This window comes from Gordoniibacillus kamchatkensis, from assembly GCF_000829455.1.
Lineage (GTDB): Bacteria > Bacillota > Bacilli > Paenibacillales > NBRC-103111 > Gordoniibacillus > Gordoniibacillus kamchatkensis.
Genome location: NZ_JXAK01000003.1, coordinates 147,244 through 164,897, shown reverse-complemented (window position 1 = coordinate 164,897; position 17,654 = coordinate 147,244). Strand labels below are relative to the sequence as shown.

Annotated in this window: 6 protein-coding genes and 1 pseudogene; all 7 read right to left on the bottom strand. The window is 53.8% G+C overall.

Annotation, left to right across the window (positions count from 1 at the left end; genetic code table 11):
• Positions 1-33 precede the first annotated feature (33 nt).
• Positions 34-1,052: pseudogene (locus tag SD70_RS39105) on the bottom strand (hyaluronate lyase); the annotation flags it as partial.
• Between the two features lie 79 nt (positions 1,053-1,131).
• Positions 1,132-5,925 (bottom strand): endo-alpha-N-acetylgalactosaminidase family protein, encoded by a 4,794-nt coding sequence (locus SD70_RS03100; protein WP_197080918.1) that lies wholly within the window; start codon positions 5,923-5,925, stop codon positions 1,132-1,134.
• A 288-nt stretch (positions 5,926-6,213) separates the two neighbouring features.
• Positions 6,214-10,458, bottom strand: coding sequence for a galactose-binding domain-containing protein (locus SD70_RS03095; protein WP_041045533.1), 4,245 nt, complete (start codon positions 10,456-10,458; stop codon positions 6,214-6,216).
• A 336-nt stretch (positions 10,459-10,794) separates the two neighbouring features.
• Entirely contained in the window at positions 10,795-13,836 is a 3,042-nt protein-coding gene (locus SD70_RS03090) for a glycosyl hydrolase family 95 catalytic domain-containing protein (RefSeq protein WP_231571005.1), read from the bottom strand.
• Positions 13,837-13,847: 11 nt separating this feature from the next.
• A complete protein-coding gene (locus SD70_RS03085; RefSeq protein ID WP_041045531.1) occupies positions 13,848-14,723 on the bottom strand; it encodes a carbohydrate ABC transporter permease in 876 nt (291 codons plus the stop codon).
• A 12-nt stretch (positions 14,724-14,735) separates the two neighbouring features.
• Positions 14,736-15,668 (bottom strand): ABC transporter permease, encoded by a 933-nt coding sequence (locus SD70_RS03080; protein ID WP_041045529.1) that lies wholly within the window; start codon positions 15,666-15,668, stop codon positions 14,736-14,738.
• Between the two features lie 98 nt (positions 15,669-15,766).
• Positions 15,767-17,383: an extracellular solute-binding protein gene (locus SD70_RS03075; RefSeq protein ID WP_052486997.1), complete on the bottom strand. Its 1,617-nt coding sequence runs from the start codon at positions 17,381-17,383 to the stop codon at positions 15,767-15,769.
• Positions 17,384-17,654: the final 271 nt, after the last annotated feature.

Sequence of the window (17,654 nt, the reverse complement as noted above, 5' to 3'; positions counted from 1 at the left end):
GTTCAACCCGTCCGCCAGCATGACGAGCGAAGCCACGATGCTCCGCCCCATCTGATGATCCTGCGAGCCTTCACGCGATACCGCGCGTCCCCGCACCGTGTCCATCATGGCGCCTTTATACAGAAACGGGCGGTACGCTTCCGTTACCCAACGAATGACGTTGGCTACATTGGGGTCCGTAACGTCCCAGCTGGATCCGCCGAGCAAATAGAGCAGCTTCGCCATATCTCCGATCAAAACGGCGCCGTAGCTGCCCGTATACGCGACATAATCGTGCTGGATGAACGAACCGTCCTCGTAAAAGCCGTCTCCGTCCTGTACGTACAGCAATACCTGGCTGATCGCGTCCCGGCCTTGAGCAATTTTGACGCCCGATTTGTTGAGCACTCCGCGCATGGAGACGATCAGCGCTTTATCGAGCCGATTCCGGTCTCTTTCAGCGAGGGAGAATTCGTGCGATAGGTCGGATCCGGAACGAATTTATCCAACGCCTTCGTGTAATTGGCCTTTTGCGTCACGGACATTTGATCGTACATCAAAACCATCGCATCCGTCAGGTTCATCGGCACGCCGATTTCCCAATCCCACCAGTTGCCCGATTCTCCCTTCGATTCGTTGTATTTATTCGCATACATCCAGTCCAGTCCGTTCAGAATGTCGGCAGCAAGGCTTGCGTTCCCTTTCAGGGACGATCCCGCCGTGGCATACGCCAGCGCCATTTCCTTCAGCCGGACATAGTTTGCGGAAATCGTGCTGGAGACGCTCCAATTCGCCAGATCGCTCCATAAATACGTCCGCCCGGCGCTTTTGTTCATCGAGGACCAGTAATTGTTCGCGTTCGTTTCGACTTGGCTGATTTTCGCCGCTATTTCCGGGTCCGACGTATCGATCGCCGGTCCGCCTGTCAAATAGGCGTTCCACCTGTCCCTCAGCAAATCGTACTCGTCTGCGGCGCTTGCCGCTTGCGCCGGTCCCGCCAAAAGCAGGAACGGGTACAGCACGAGACAGGCAAGGAGCGCGACTACAGCGGATTTTTTCCAACGTAAGCTCATCAACAAACTCCTCCAACGATCAAATTAGACTTGCGATTGCGGGCACCTGCATCTTTCCGTCTGAAAATGCTGGAATCGTCTAATTACCGGATTGGTCGTGAGGAACCGCAACGGTTGCCGAAGCTGAAATTTTATTGCCTGCATAATCAATAGCCGTATAGGTAATGGTGTATGTGCGCCCGCTACCTTTGCCGGATCTTTCGGCACGAAGCATAAAAACAGTATCGAAAGTGCCTATTTCTGCGCCCTGAATGTCGTTCGGCGTATTGCCTTCGCCCGATCCGCTGTCCGGCTCATTGCTTGTTATGGATTCGAGATAGACAGATTTGATTCCGGAAAGGCGATCTTCCGAATACACGTTCGCACTTACCGTGACCATTTGATGGTTTGCGGGCCACAAAACAGGTTTATCCATAACAACGCGAATCGTTGGCGCCGTCTTATCCAATTGCACGGCCACGGTATGAGGTGCTTCAACGTTACCTGCCTTGTCAACGCTCCAGTAAGAGAGAGTATGGCTGCCTTCCGCCGTGATGGTAACGGAAGTGCCTTGCTGTTTGGCACCGCCGTCCACGGAGTAGTAGGTGCCGGCTACGCCCGAGCCGCTGTCGCTGGCAGTCAAAGTGACCGTAACGTCGCTGTTCACCCAGTCTTTCGGAGCATCGTCAGTTGTAACTGGTGCGGATTTATCGACTATCGGCACGCTTAACTCCAGAACCGGACGGTTGCTGGCCTGCGTGTTCTCGAACGCTCCGTATATGGCGTAAGCCGCCCCTCCCACCTTTCTTACTGCGCCGCGAATTTTTAAGGAAAGCTGCTTATCGGCGGCCAAAGCTTGTTGAACCTGGCTCGTTACATCGAATTCATGCGCGCCGAGGGTAGGAGGGAAGGTAGCCAGCACGATCCCCGAGGAAGCAGGTTTGTTGTTCCACGTAATCGTGTTCTCGGTCCACGTATTGTCGGTTACCAGCTCTACCACTTGATTGGGCGCCGTTTCGCCAACGTCGACCAAATTCAATTTGACTTTCGCAGCATATACCGCGCTTGTAACTCCCGAAAGATCAAATTTCAGGTAGGACTCGCGGGAATAGCCGGCGTTACCGTCCCATTTGACCTCGATTGTCGGAGAGGAGCCGTAATTCGTATTCGCATACGAGCTATCCCGCACATAAGAATCGTCATAGGAGTCAAGCACAATCGTTCCGGGCGCCGACTGCGGCGCTTCGGCCGGAGGCGTCGGAATAATCGGCGTCGACCCCGCAGCTGGGCCCATATTGGCCAGCGTCACATCGTCGACATATACGCTGGTTTTGTTTCTGACGATAAAACCGGTGCGGCCTGCCGTCGTTTTCAACTCCGGTACATCGCCGTCGAAGAGCAGGATATTGTCGACCTTCAGCTTGTAATGGCTGCCCGTATAAGTCAGCTTCACTTTGTGCGGAACGCCCTGCGTTAACGAAACGCCGGGCTTATTGATAATTCCCGAATGCCCTTGCGGATCCCGGTAAGTCCAACCGGTTGCCGAATCGTATCTTATTTGCGTATAGCTGGCCGGCGACGTGTAGCGGATTACGGCTCCGGCCGAGCTGCCGGATTGAGGCGTGACGGTGAACGAAATGTCGCCATCCGCAATATCCGCCGTGTTCCGATCGAGCGCTATCGTATCGTAACGGTCCGTTTTCATGGAAAGCTGTCCGTCGGCTGCCTGAATCTGCCCGTTGCCGTAGGCCACGACCCAGCCGCCGATCTGTCCGTCGTCGAACGTCTGGTCCGCCGTCTCGGCAGGGGGAGCTACTGCTCCTAGATCTACCGTGAAATCGTCGATAATCAGCTCTTGCACGCCGGCCGGACCGCCTGATTTTTTGATAAAGCGGAAGCTGTAATCATCAGCGCTGCCGGTTGTAAACGTTTTGCTGTAGAAGTATTTCGCATTGTCGAGCGTGTCGTTGAACAAATCAACCATTCCCGTTCCATAACCGCTCGTCAGGGCGAACTTAAAGCTGTCCGGATATTTCATGCGGTACGGGAAGCTGACCGTATACGTCGTATTCGGCTGCAATTTGAGGTTTGTCGGAACGGTTCTTTCCAGTTCGGCATTGCTGGTTTCGTTATCCGTCATTTTTAACGAAAACCTGCCGTTGATCGTATTGTTCGTAAAGCCTTCATGCAATTCCGACAGATGATTGGCTCCGTTCATGTAAATGAACGGTCCGTGGCCCTCTTGATTGCTCTCGAAATCTTCGAAGAAATAATGATTTCCTTGCGGCGCCGGAGCATCAAGCTCGACGATCCGGACATCGTCCAAGTCCGCTTCCGCAGTCGCGGAGCCGGCTACCTGACTTGCTTTCATATAGAATGTCGCGCTTGAATGACCGGCGGGCACGGTGAAATTCACCCAGATCCGCTGCATGTTATTGCTCCCGAGCTTGTTGCTGTTGATGGAAGACCTCATCGTGTTGAAATACTTGTTCGGGACGTTGGACTTGGTCATCGTATTCGTAACTTCCGTGCCCCCGTAATCCTTCACGCCAACCGTAAGCGTGCGCCCGTTCTTCACTTCGGCCCATACGGATGCCTGATACGTCTTGCCCGGAATCAAGCCGGCGATCGTCTGGGCAACGGTTGCGTCGGCACCGTTATTCCCTTTCACCTGAAGGTATGTATCTCCCGCCTCGTTCGTTTGGATAGACACATGGCTTGTGTTCCCGCTCGTCGACGAGACGTTCCAGTTATTCAACAACCGGCTGTCAAATCCGGGGTCTTTGACCAAGCCGCCTTCACCGAAGTTCAGCTCCGTTACCGGCGTGATCGTATCTCCCTTGCCTGACTTATACACGACGTATGGCGTATTCGCTGCCGCATTGATCGTCAGTTGGCCCGAAACGACCGGCAAACTCCCAACCGGCACTTTCCCTGTGTCGGTGAGCTTATACAAATCTACAGCCGTTACGCCTGCCCAGCTTGCGGGAAGCGTCCAAGTCGTGTTGCCGCCAACCGAGTTCCAGTGGTACAATTTCGTCTCCGTTTGCGGATCCCACGGAAGCAAATATTGAGTAAGCTGAGGCGTTACCGTCTTTCCGTGATAGTTGGCTGTTGTAGTTGCAACGATTTTCTTCTTGAACTCTTTCTGGTACGTTGCGATTAACGCTCCGTTCCTCCTTAATTCTACTTTCGGATTGTTGGTGACATAGGTTCCGTCATTCGTCACGGTGCCCGGATCAACGACTTGCCCGGTCAATCCGCCTTGGAACATTACGTTCGTCGCTTGGTTCAGCGTCTGATCGACATCCATCTTCATAATTTCATAATTTTGCATGTACTTGGAAAGCAAATTGTTCGTAAAGAAGATGTTCATCTGGTCCTGGATCGTCAATCCGGTCTCGCCTTGATCTTCGCCTTTATCGTTGCCGTATCCCATTGCGCTAGCATGGCGGGACCCAAGCAGTATAGGGTCGTACATAAATTCATCGGTCACATGGTTTCTTAGGAATCTCTCCACCTTGCTCTCGTTCTGCGTCACATGATTCCAAATACTATACCTGTCGAGGGCGCCGCTGAATTCCGTACCGATCATAAAGCCGTTCCGGTTTAATTCGTGCGCCAGCTTCCATTGGCTGTAACCGTTTCCTGTGTATACGTCGATATAAGTCCATTTCAAATTCGGGACATTGCGGCGCAGTTCCGCGATTCTTGCGGCCAAGCCGGTCGGTCCGTTATCGATCGCATCGTCGTACCGTTTGACGCATTCCAACGGATCCGACCATTCATAGCATATCGTTCCCGACGACTTCTCGTAGCTGTAGTATTGCGATTCGGGGTTCAGCTCCCGGTTGTTGATGTGGATTCCCACATACGTATTGTATTTGGCCGCTTCGGTAGCGAACTTGTTCAGATCGCTGGCGCCGCCGGCTCTTTTATTGATGCCGATGCCATAATCCGGTTCGGCGCTTCCTTCACGCAGCGAGCCCTTCGTCTGGAACAACTGGCCGAAGCCGTCCGTATACAGGTAAAACTTCTTGATCATGTCCAGCGTTCGCAAGAACGGCCACTGTGTCATACTTAAGGTGTTATGGGCAATTTCCGCAGTCACTTTCGGGATGATCTCATGGCCATACGGCAACGTCATGATTTTGCGGTAGGCAATGCCGCCATCCTGCCAATCTACAACTCCATCCCCGTTTGCATCCGGAGTAATGGCCACTTTAACATACGGCAGCTCAACGATTTCCTGGACGTTCCCCGATATTTCTCTGTACGTCCAAGGATAGCTCCAGACGCCCATTTTTTTATAGCCGCTTTTAGCTACGGTCTGGTAATAATAATGCTGCTCGTAGTCGTTGTAGTCCGGATTGTTTTTGCTGCTGTCCGGTACGAACTCGAACGCGTTGCTGTAAATGGATGCCGCAAGCTCGCTAGTGTTCAAAATCACGTACGATTTCCCGACCGGAGCTGCATCCGCCGCTTTGTTCGCCAGCAGATTATACTCTTCCTTCGTGCTGTTCCACGACCTGACGTCGACGCCGGTTTCCTGCGCGCCTATTTGCGTATCGCGGATGGAGATCAAGCTGTGCTTGGGGAATTCAACCGTTTTCACTAAGGTGGAACCGTTTTCCTGAATGTTCGTCACTTTGAAGTTCATCACGTTTTCGACAACCTCGATGACGACGGTCATAACCACATCAATATTTTGAAAAGTGAGCGTATAGGTTGCCTTATCCAGTTCCGTCTGTGCGAATTGCACCGTTGGCGTATAAGAGACACCGTTGATGTTCACCGTTGAAATTGCGTCCTCTTGGCCGTACATCATTTTACCGTTGCTCAGCCATTGGTACTGAATAACCCGGGGGAATTGGTCGTCGATCGTAACCTCCATGACTGACGATCGAACCGTTGTTGAAGCAGCGTAAGCGGTGGGAATAGTACTGTTTCCCGTCAAATCTGAAATACCGAATCCGAGAGTCTGCGTTGCCATGAGAAGTATCGCGAATAAAGCACAAATTTTCGTAAAACGCGATTTCTTGGTTCTCATTGCTTTTCATCTCCTTTTTTTCGGTGTTTACGCAAGTTTGCGGGCTCGAATGCCGGCGCCGGCGTCAGGCTTCCTTCGCTTCCGCCTCCGCATGCGACGGCATTCTTTCCCGCTCTTCTCGCGCTTCGCCGGTTATGGCAAATCAAGCTGCTTCAAATACGCAATATCGCTCAGAAGCACATTCGCGAACGAGGCCTGTATGTGTTTGCCGGCTTGTGCCTGCACTTCATTTTCCAAAGCTTTCAACCCGTTCCTGATGTCGGCGTGCTTTTGCCCGAGATGATTTGCTTTAGCCATAAGGCTGTTCAGTATGCCGCCATCCGAAATCCAGCCTTTATCCGCTCCAGCTTGCATGAGCTGCGGCAGATGGCCGATGTCCATCATCACGTTCAACGTAAAATCGCGTGTCGTTACGTTGCCCGCACGATCCGATGCGGTCGCCCGAATCGTATGGGGGCCGACGCTCAGCTTAAGCGGCTCGAGCGTTATCGGGTATGGGACCGATTTGCCGTCCAATTCGAACGACATGCCCGCAACGCCGCTCAAGCCGTCTTGGACGTCGAACGCGATCGTTGCCGCATCCGTTTGGTAAACGGCCATCGTAACGGTCGGCGTTATCGACGGACCGGTCATATCGATTTTGACCGCCGCCGATTTCGCTGTCTCCTCGTTGCCCTCGTTATCGACGCTATAGTACTTAAGCTCGTGCGCACCCTCGCTGCTGACGGTCACCGCGGTTCCTTCCGAGAACGGGCTGCCGTCCAGGCTGTAGTATGTGTGAGCAACTCCGCTTCCGGCATCCGTTGCCGTCAGATGAACCGTCTGCGCGGTATTTTGCCATTCGCTCTTCGCGTCATCCGCCGTCACCGGCGGGATCGTGTCGCGAATATGCACGGTTACCGTGGCGGCATCCGAATCGGCAAAGCCGTTGCTCGCCATGAACGTGAACGTATCGGTGCCGGTCACACCGGGGTTCGGCGTATAAGTAAAAGCACCGGTGGCAATATTCGCAATGGCCGCCGTCCCTTTCGCGCCGTTCGTTACGATGCTGTACACGAGCGGAGCTCCTTTTGCATCGCTTGCGCTCAGAGTCCCGCTCACTGCTGTGTCTTGCGGAGTGGTCAGCTCCGAGCCGACCGCCACCGGCTTAACTGTCTGGTTTGGATCTCCATATACCTTGAATTCATAGCTGGAAGCACTTCCGCCACTATAGCTGGAGCCCGTTACGGTAACCCTGACATATCTGTACGTTGCGTTAAAAGTATCCTTTGTCAAGCCTTGCGTCGTATTGCCCGTCCTGTCAAGTATCGTCGTATAGGTCACATCGTCATTGCTGCCTTCTATTATGTACTTGTAGTACCTTGGATAGGTCGTGCTGTTGTACCAGTAGCTTTCGAGCTTCGTAATATTCATGCTGCTGCCCAGGTCAACCTTCCACCACTGCGGGTACGTGTTGGTCACTGCCGCCCATCTGGTAGAGGTCGTATTCCCGTCATTGGCGTTGCTCACTTCATTTCCTGTTTGTACCGAGCTTGCTGCAGACGTCTTCCCTTGCGATAGAAGCTGTCCCGTCTGGTTTGGATCTCCATACACATTGAATTCATAACTGGAAGCACTACCGCCACTGTAGCTGGAGCCCGTTACGGTAACCCTGACATACCTGTAAACTGCATTAAAAGTATCTGTTGTCAAGCCTTGCGTCGTATTGTCCGTCCTGTCAAGTATCGTCGTATAGGTCACATCGTCATTGCTGCCTTCAATTTTGTACTTGTAGTACCTTGGATAGGTCGTGCTGTTGTACCAGTAGCTTTCCAGCTTCGAAATATACATGCTGCTGCCGAGGTCAACCTTCCACCACTGCGGGTATGTATTGGTGACTGCCGCCCATCTGGTAGAGGTCGTATTCCCGTCATTTGCATTGCTTACCGCATTTCCAGTTTGTACCGAGCTTGCCGTAGCTGGCTTGCCTTGCGAGACAATACCTGATTGGGTAGTCATACTTACCGGCAAACTCCATATGCTTGAGCCCGCGCTATTCTTTGCCCTTACCTGGTAGGTGTGGGTCGAGCTTGCCGCTAGCCCTGTATGCGCAAAAGGACTGCTTGCGTTACTTACCACCACACCATCTACCAAAAGGTCATAACCTGTAGCTCCCGTAGAGCCATTCCAGCTGACATTGATCTGCGACCCGCTTGCCGCTGTCGCGCTCAAACCGGTTGGTGCAGACGGTATGTTTGGATTCGGTGCTGCAGGGGTGATGGTCATGACCTGAGGATTGTTGGCGCCGAATTTCATACTCTGTATGGTTGCTTGACCCGAGGCAAACTCAACTCCAAGAGCGCTTGTTCTGTTGACCAGCCTATATTTGGTTATCCCGCTTACACTTGTATTTGTCGCTGCTGAAATCGTAGATGAAGGAGATGAAGGAGTGAGGTAGGCCGGGGTTGCATTTCCGACAGGCAAAAGGTACCATTGGTCACTGCCTGCTGCAGCGCCATTTCCGCCGTTTCCGCTTGGATTCGCATCCGCGTCTGCTGCACCAAAGCTAACGCTTGCTCCCATAGCCCGCGTTGCTGCAGCCGTTGTACCGGATACCTTCAGATAGTGTCCTGTAGCTACATTCTGCAGTCTGTAGAAACCGCTATTTTTTGACGAATCAAATTCATCGGGAACGGGAATAAACTGCCACTGATCAGCCGTGCCATCCTTGAGCGCATTCCCGCCTATGGAAACAGTATAGGTTACAGACGGCGAAATTGCGGTTCCATTGGCGTCTTTTGGCGGATTGTAAGCGGAGTAGTAAGTTTGCCCGGGACCAGGATCAGCCGTAGAATAATTGATTTGTTTACCGGATAAATCGGAGATCGTCCTGAACGAATAGCCGCTGACTTGCTGATTGGTAAGACTGCCGGTGTCGATCTGGGACAAATAACTGCCTACGGCAGCCGGTAGCTTGCCTACGATTTTGAAACTGTCCGGAGCGCCTAAATCATCTGTCTCGTACACGTATCCGTCATAGCCGACGGAGCGGTACTTGCCGCTATATACGTTATAGGAAAAGGCATTTTCGTATTGAGTATTGACCGGAACAAACAGCCTCTGGCTCGCCGTATCTTTAAATACCGGGTTGCCCGTAGCGGGTTTTACTGTTGCAATGTAGCCGGTTGAATTGTTTTCTTGTTTGATCGTTATTTTGCCGCTCTCAATGTAAACGGTTACAGTTGCATCCAGAGCAGGATCGGAGTAAGAGACGGACGGAATGCTGGTGCCGCTAGAGTTGATGATCGTACCGCCCACCGTGTTCGCCGTATACGTGCTGCCTGCGGTATCTTGGAAGGTAAAATCTCCGCTGCTCGGAATTTTCGTGTAGCTGATGTTCAGGGATGAGCCGTCCATTCCTGTCCCTGTTAACGTAAGGCTGTCCGTTGCCGGCGTATAGTTAACCGTCAGATTATGATCGCTCCCAGCCCCCATAGGACTGCCTATCCATCCTGCATAACCTTTAAGCGCGGATCTGGTCCATGTCCCGTTATACCAAACATCCCATGAACCTTCGGCCATCTTGGCGCTGATCGGAGAGCGGGCGAGGCTGAACCACGTGAGTACGTTGCTGAAACCCGGCTTCCAATTGATGTGATTGTTGTACAACACATAGAAGTAACCGTTAACATTGTCAACGAAAAATCTGGTGCCGGCAACTCCGTATGACCAGGTCGAGCCCGGGAAGTTGGTTGCGGTAGCTGCTTCATTGCTGTCGTTCCACGGTGAAGTGGCCACCTGCCCGATCAACTTCCAGGTTACCCCTTTATCCGTCGAGTAGGTGGCCAGAACGCGGTTGTTATGAAGACCTGTGGCAATTCTCTGATTGTTCGTCGGGGTGCCTGTTGCAAACGGATTAAATTGATACTCGTCGTTCGTCAGTGCATACCAGTATCCCGTATCCGGGTCAATCCAGACGCCGATACCGTCGTTGTGGTCATCCTGGTAAAGAGTCGGAATGCCGTAGGTTTCGTCGATCTTGTAATTGATAGTTCCCGGCCTGTTCCAGTAAGAATTATAGGTTGTTGCAGTGCCCCAGTTCGTATTTAACGCGCCTAAGTCCGTATTGGTGTTGTATTTGATCCAGGAGCCGCCGCTATCCGACTGTTCGTAGTTGGATACGGAATACATCCAATGAAAATCGCCGTCCTTGTCGACGAACGCAGAGCCGGCAATATCAGCAGTGCCGGATGTGAGGCTTGGGACCGCGTGTTGCGCATAAGTCGGGAATTTCTCCGTCCCTGCATAGGCAGTCTGCAGCCCTCCCAATAGCTGAACCGTCAGGAATGCCGGAACAACAATTCGAGCCGCCAATTTCACTTTCTTGTTAACGCGCATACTTTACCTCCTCGTATCGTATTTGTTGAAGGCCATTTGGTCGTTCTTTCCAATCCCCCGGCGGAAATACGAGTTCTCCCAGGCAGCACCGCAACGCCTCCTTTATCAAAAGCTTCTGTTCATCCCCGCCCGGCAAAATCCGGAATGCATTTCGATTTTTAGCCGGATCTCTTGCTTTTCACCCCTTTTTCGAAAATATAGAACGCTTGCCCCGACTTCTTACAGTACACGAATCACCCCCTTTCAGCGCTGCAAATTACAAGTACGTGTAGTTCTTGTTGATAATGAGTACGTTCACCCTCCATGGCAAACCAGCACACGAGCGGAACCGCATGGTTACGTAGCCGTCCTTTTTCTGCGTGTGAGCGGTATGATATCCGTCGCATATTCGCCCGCTTTCAGCGCTTTCTCCGTTTTCCAAAGCGGCTGTCCCGGGATTTCAAGCATCGTGCAAGACGGTGCGGCGCTGTCCCCGGATACGATCAGCAGGTCGTACCTTCCCTTCGGCAACTCGACGATAAAGGCCGCATCGTCCGTTCCGCCGACGAAATCCCGGCGAAGCAAGTCCGGCCCCCCGCGATCCATTGCCGTTATCTTGTCCGCGCTGTCCCAACCGATTCCGCCAAAAGGCGTAAAGACGGATTCCGGCGATATTTTGCGAAACGCCTGGCCGAGCACACCCTCCACATGAATTTGGCGGGGTAATGCCAAGTTGTAATCTTTAACCAGCAGCTCCGGCTTAACCCCGAAATCGAGCCGATAGGCGGCAAGCCTCGACTCCCGGCTGTTGCCGGCATAATAGTCGAATGTAAAATGATCGAGCAGCCGGAAATGGTCGGTGTCCCGGTCTTTGCCGAGAAACACTCTCCGGCGCGTGTGCGCCTCGTGAACGCGAGGGCCGCACGTACCGCTTGCAGCGCCTTCTTTCGCATCCGCACCCGTCGGCAGCCACTCGGGCGGCATAGCATCTGCTCGCGAATAAACGATGTACTCGCCGCCCCGCACCGTATCAAAGCAGAGACATCCGTCTCTACGGACATGCTCCACCGCTGTCCGCAACGCCCCATCCAGGCGCACGACGGCTGCATCCACCTCTGCGGCGAACGGGTTGCGCAGCACAACTTCACCGCCTGCTAAGCTTCGTATTCCAATCCAGGCCGTACGGCCGTCTTGCATCTTCGCACTGACTTCGAACCCCCCGACAGCCAATAGCCCCCGGAACGCGCAATTGCTCCATTTTCCGTAAGCCCGCGCCTTCTCCCCGGCAAGGTGGTCGTACAGGCCAACCGTCCGTTCCCGCTCGGTCTCCCCTTTCGGCACCGCCGGAAACACCTCGATCACGCCGCCATAGCTTTGCAGCAGCATCTCGTTCACGGCGGCAACGATTTCGCCGGAAGCTTCCATCATGTGCGGATGGTACAGCGGCTCGTTCGTGATGTTGCAATAATTCATCCAGCGTTCCGTCTCTTCCGCGAACAATCCGTTGCAACGCAGCGAAAGGTCGATGCCTTGCTCGTACAGGAGCCGGAGTGCGGCATCTCCCTTGCCCAGCCGGGAGGCGGCGCAGGACAGCCATCCGAACTGAAACATGCCGAATTCCGTATTCTCCTCGGCATAGCGAAGCGTGTTCTCCGCCCGCTGCCGAAGCGGTGCCTCGCTGTGCCGGTCGATTTCGCCAACCGGATAGATCGGCATCAGGAGCGACGGATGCCGCAAATGCAAGTCTGCCGGCGCCCACTCGGAATCGAGCAGCACTTCGCCGTAACGCGCGGAAGCTGCTTCCGGATAAGGGGCGAGCCGCTCTGCGATCTCCTGCCACTTGCGCCGGTCTTCCGCAGCCTCGCCAAGCCGCTCGTTCGCCTCCGCCGCAATTCGAAGCAAGTACTTGACCGATGCCAGCGTGCACGTCGAATTGCGCGTGAGAGGCCCTTGCTCCGGCGAAATATCCGGAAACACATCATACTGCCCTTTCCCGGCATCGTATTGCAAATACCCCTCGAAAAAACGCGCAATCCGTTGAAACAACGGATACGCCTTCTCCCGCAAAAAGTCCGCATCCATGCTGTACCGGTAATAGTCCCATAAAAACTGCGCGCACCACGGCCATATGCTGAAATACAGCGCATGCGGGTAGTCCCCGGCCACGCCGTCCAGTCCGTAAAACTGCTTCGCCATCTTCCCGGCATTGTCGGCGTAGGAAAGAAGCCCGTCGTTGAACGCTTCCGCCACCTCGAGATGGTTGGCCGTATAGAGCGGCCAAAAAGCGGCTTGAATGTTGACGTCCCAATACCACATGCTGCCCCATTTGGTCGGCTGCTTAATGTCCCACAAGCCGTTCAGTCCGCACGCTTGCTCGCGCATCGTGCCTCCCTTGCCGCTGCAGCAGGCGATCGCGTACAGGTTGATATGCCATAAATCCTCGAGCAGCTTGTCGGGCAGAGTAACGGACGAGCGCCGCCAGAAGCTTCGCCAATGATCCAGATGGTTCGCCGTCATGTCCGCGACTCGCGTGACGGACTTATTCAAACGGTGCAAGGCGGCATGAAGCAGATCGTCGGCCTGCTCCTCCGTCACGACCGTTGTCAGCACCGTCACGCGCTCCCCCGCATCGCGCAGCTGTATGAGAGCGCAATCGGACGAGCATTCTGCGTTCCCCTTGGCTCCGACCAGCCTCAACATTACGATGAACGAAAACGGGCGATAACGCTCCTTGTCCTCCCCATCGGGGTAAAAGGAGCCCACATAGTAAAATGTCGACTCGTCATGCTGGCGATACGTCACATTCATGTCCACATATCGTCTTGCCGGGATCGACAGAGCTATCGAATGTAATAAAGAACCGGATGTCTGTCTGATTTCCGTCACGACAACATCGCTGTCTTGGGCGACGATCGTGCTCGCGTCAAGCTTCTTGCCTTCCTTCTCGATTCGCAGCTGCACGGCCGCCTTCTTCACGTCGAGCTGCAGCGAGTAAGAATCCGGCTCGTCCAGCTCCAACGACGGATGCAGATGGATTTCCCCGGTCGGATAATGGGATGTCCCACCGTGCGGTTTGCCGTATTTTCGGTACATGCTGTTTGCGGATAACGCGTCGCCGTACAAAAAGAGCGGGCCCTCTCCGGGATCGCGATACATCTCCTCCGCCCTCTGCTTGAGCTGCTCGAACGTACGGCCGTATTGAACGCTGTAGTCGGGTTCTTCCCCGTGCATATACTTCTTGCTGTATCGATGAAGCTTGCGGTAATAAACCTCGTAATGATTGAGCGCTATCGTCAGCCGCCGCTCCTCGTAATAAATCATGCCGCCAAAATGCCCGTTGCCGAGCGGGAAAGCTTCGTTCCAGCCGCTCGGCGCATTATCGAACGTAACGGTTGTCACACGGCTTCCTCCTACCCTTTGATCGCCCCGATCATGACGCCTTTGACGAAATATTTTTGCAGGAACGGGTACAAACAAATGATCGGCAACGTCGACACGATGATCGTCGCGTATTTGATCGTTTCTCCGATCGCATACTTGTCGTCGCTGGCCGAACCGGTCATCATCGAATCGGTGCTGTTGGCGATCAATATATCGCGGAGCACGAGCTGAAGCGGGTACTTTTCGCTGTTCCGCAAATAAACGAGAGCGCTAAAGTAAGAGTTCCAGTGGCCTACCGCATACCACAAAATCATGACGGCAATGACGGGCATCGACAGCGGGATCACGATGCGGAACAAAATCGTCCAGTCGCTGGCGCCGTCCATTCTCGCCGACTCTTCGAGGCTGACCGGAACACTCTGGAACGAGGTCCGCATAATGATCATATTGAACGTGTTGATGGCGCCGGGAATAAGAATCGCCCACATCGTATTCATCATTCCGAGCTGGTTGACAAGCAGATAGCTCGGAATCAAACCGCCGTGAAACACCATCGTCACGACGATGAAAAACATGATGATGTTTTTGAAATACAAGTTCGGCCTGGACAGCACATAGGCGCCGATCGCCGTCATGACAAGGTTGATTGCCGTTCCTAGCGTCACGTACAGAAGCGTGTTCTCGTAGCCCTTTATAATCATCGGGTTTTGGAAAACCGCCTTGTACGCCCTGAGATCGAAGCCGGCAGGGCCGAACAGCAGCCCGCTATGCTGCAGAAATGACGTCGCTTCGCTGATCGAAGCGAACAGAACGTACAAGAACGGATAGAGCGTGACGACGCACAGACCGATCATCAGGAGTATATTGAAGTAGCCGAATGCCCGTTCCCCTACGGTTGGTTTCATGCGTAGATCTCCTCACCACAGTTTGTTCTCGCTGAGCCGCTTGCTGATGCTGTTGGCTGACACGATCAGAATGAAGCTGACGACGGAGTTGAACAGGCCAACCGCCGCAGTAAAACTGTAGCTCGCCTCCAACACCCCTTTGCGGTACACATACGTCGATATGACATCCGCCGTCGAGTACGTAAGCGGGTTGTAAAGCAGCAGCACCTTTTCGCTGCCGACCGACAGCATGTTGCCCATTTGCAAAATAAACAAAATCACAATCGTCGGCATGATGCCGGGAATCGTAACATGCAGCGTCTGCTTCCACCTGCTTGCCCCGTCCATCCGCGCCGCTTCGTACAGCGTCGGGTCGATGGTGGCAATCGCCGCAAGGTAGATGATGGAACCCCAACCAACTCCCTGCCAAACGCCTGACGATACGTACAGAAACCGGAACCAGCCCGCCTCTTTCAGAAAGTCGATCGGCTCGATACCGAAAGCGCCGATAATTTGGTTAATGAGGCCCGTACGGCCCAGGAAATCGAACATCATCCCGGCTACGACGACGATCGAAATGAAGTGCGGCAAATACGAGACGGTCTGCACAACCCGCTTGAATACGCCGTTGCGAACCTCGTTAAGCAGCAACGCCAATACGATAGCTGCCGGAAAGCCGAACAGCAGCTCGTAAACGTTGATCAGAATCGTATTCTTGATCAAGCGCCAAAAATAGATGCCGTTGAAGAAGCTCACAAAATGTTTAAAGCCGACCCATGGGCTCCCCCATATTCCTTTCGCCGGCTGAAAGTCTTTGAACGCGATTTGCAAGCCGTACATCGGCCCATAGTGGAAAATGACATAATAAGCAATAACAGGTAGCGCCATCACATATACGGCCCAATGCCGCCTCAGATCGGCGCGTATCGTTTGCAGCGCAGCCCAGTTTCCGGTGCTTCGCGACATCGCCAGTCCCTACCTCTCCGTCCGGGTCGCGTCACGAGGCTTAGGTCCGGAGAGACGAACCGTTTTCCGGTTCGTCTCTGCGGCCATGCCCCGGGCGATTACCTCTTGTTGTATCGTTCGAGCGCTGCCTGCTGAATTTTAATGGCGTCGTCGATGCCCATGCTTTGAATTTTTTTGACGTACTTGTCGAAGTTGTCGATCGGCTCCACGCCCATAATGAACTTGAGCAGCATTTCGTCCTTGTACGTGTTGATGTCGGTCATGATGGAAGCGAACTTGCCGCTCTCGTCCTGCGTCGGCGTTACGAGCGGCATCTTGCGTTCGGCAGTCGGCTTCGACCAGATGGCCAGCGCGTCTTTCTGCTGCGGCAGCACGAGGTATTGCAATTGGAAGTTGTCGCTGAGCACGAATGGGGCGCTCCACGTCGCGCGGGTATACTTGGCGATGGCTTGCTGGGCGCTGACGCCGGCCGGCGGGTTCAATAATTCCGGCTTGAGTACGGCTTTGCCGTTCTGCATCGTATAGCTGGCGCCCTCGATGCCGTAGTTGAACAGCAAATCGCCCTTTTCCCCGTAAGCGTAATCGAGCCATTTGACCGTTTCGACCGGATTTTTGTCGGCGGTCGTAATGGCGGCGCCGACGCCGTTGGATGCGAAATCCTTCTGCCCCCAAATCGATTTGTCTCCCGCTTTCAAGACCGGATACGGAGCGGCGACAAGCTTGAAGTTCGGATCTTTATCCTTCATCAGGCCGGCATATTTGCCGATGCCCCCGCCGTTGTAAGTGACGGTTGCGCCAAGCTGGTTCGTCGTCATTTTGTTGTCCAACAGCTTATCGTTCGGAGCCGCGAAGTCTTTGTCCAACAGCCCTTCCTTGTACCACTTGTTCATCGTGGTGAGGAAATCTTTGTACTCGGGCTGAATCGGGCCGAACTTCACTTTGCCGCCGTCCTGATAGAAGGAGTAGTTGATGCCCCACGCGCCGAGGAACGGGGCGTCGGTGCCGAGCAAGTCTTTATCGATGTAGAACGGGATTTCGTCCGGTTTGCCGTTGCCGTTCGGGTCTTTCTCTTTAAACGCTTTCAATACGTTGTACCATTCGTCGATCGTCGTCGGCATCTTAAGGCCGAGCTTGTCGAGCCAGTCCTGGCGAATCGCCGGGCCGAAGAACACCCTGACCTTGTCGTCGCCGCGCAGGAACGGGAAGGCGTAGATGCTGCCATTGTCGGTTGTGATTTGCTTCTTCCAATCGGGATGATCGGCGAGCAGCTTCTTCAGGTTCGGCGCGTACTTATCGATCAGGTCGTTCAGCTTGATGATCTTGCCATCCTGAATTGCCTTCTCCGGACCGCCGGGGAAGCCGGTCCAGCCGTATTCGATGACATCCGGCAGCTGGTTCGAGGCCATCATCAGGTTAAACTGCTCCTTCGCCTGCGCGGTATCGAGCGGAGGATGCTGGAACTCGACTTTCACCCCGGATATTTTCTCCAGTTCCTTGTACATTTCCATGTCGGCGTATGATTTCATCTGCGCTGCAGCCGCAGGGTGATTCGCCACCCAATACGTCAGATGGGTCAGCTTCGGCGGCTGCGAATCTTTGCCTGCCTGCGGCGATGCCGAAGGCTGCCCCCCGCTTTGTCCGCTGCATGCCGCGACTGAAACCGCCAACGCGGAAACCAGCATGACGAAGCTTGCCCGTTTCATTTGTTTGTTCATTTCCTAGCCTCCCTTGTGTTAGTTGACTTATCTCTCTAAGCAGAAACCGAATCGCATCGCTCCGGCTTCCGGTTCCAAGTGTATATTCAAGCGCAGGAACTTGCCTACTTCCTTCTTTTCATTTCCGTTGTACTTTCGTAAGAAAAGCGGGGCGGCATAAAACAAATCGGTCCGACATTAAAAATCGTCGGTTCTTACCTGCGATAAAGGAAAAGGCAGTCTCCATGAGACTGCCTGAGGTTCTCAAGAAAGCCGGAGACCCACATTCTTA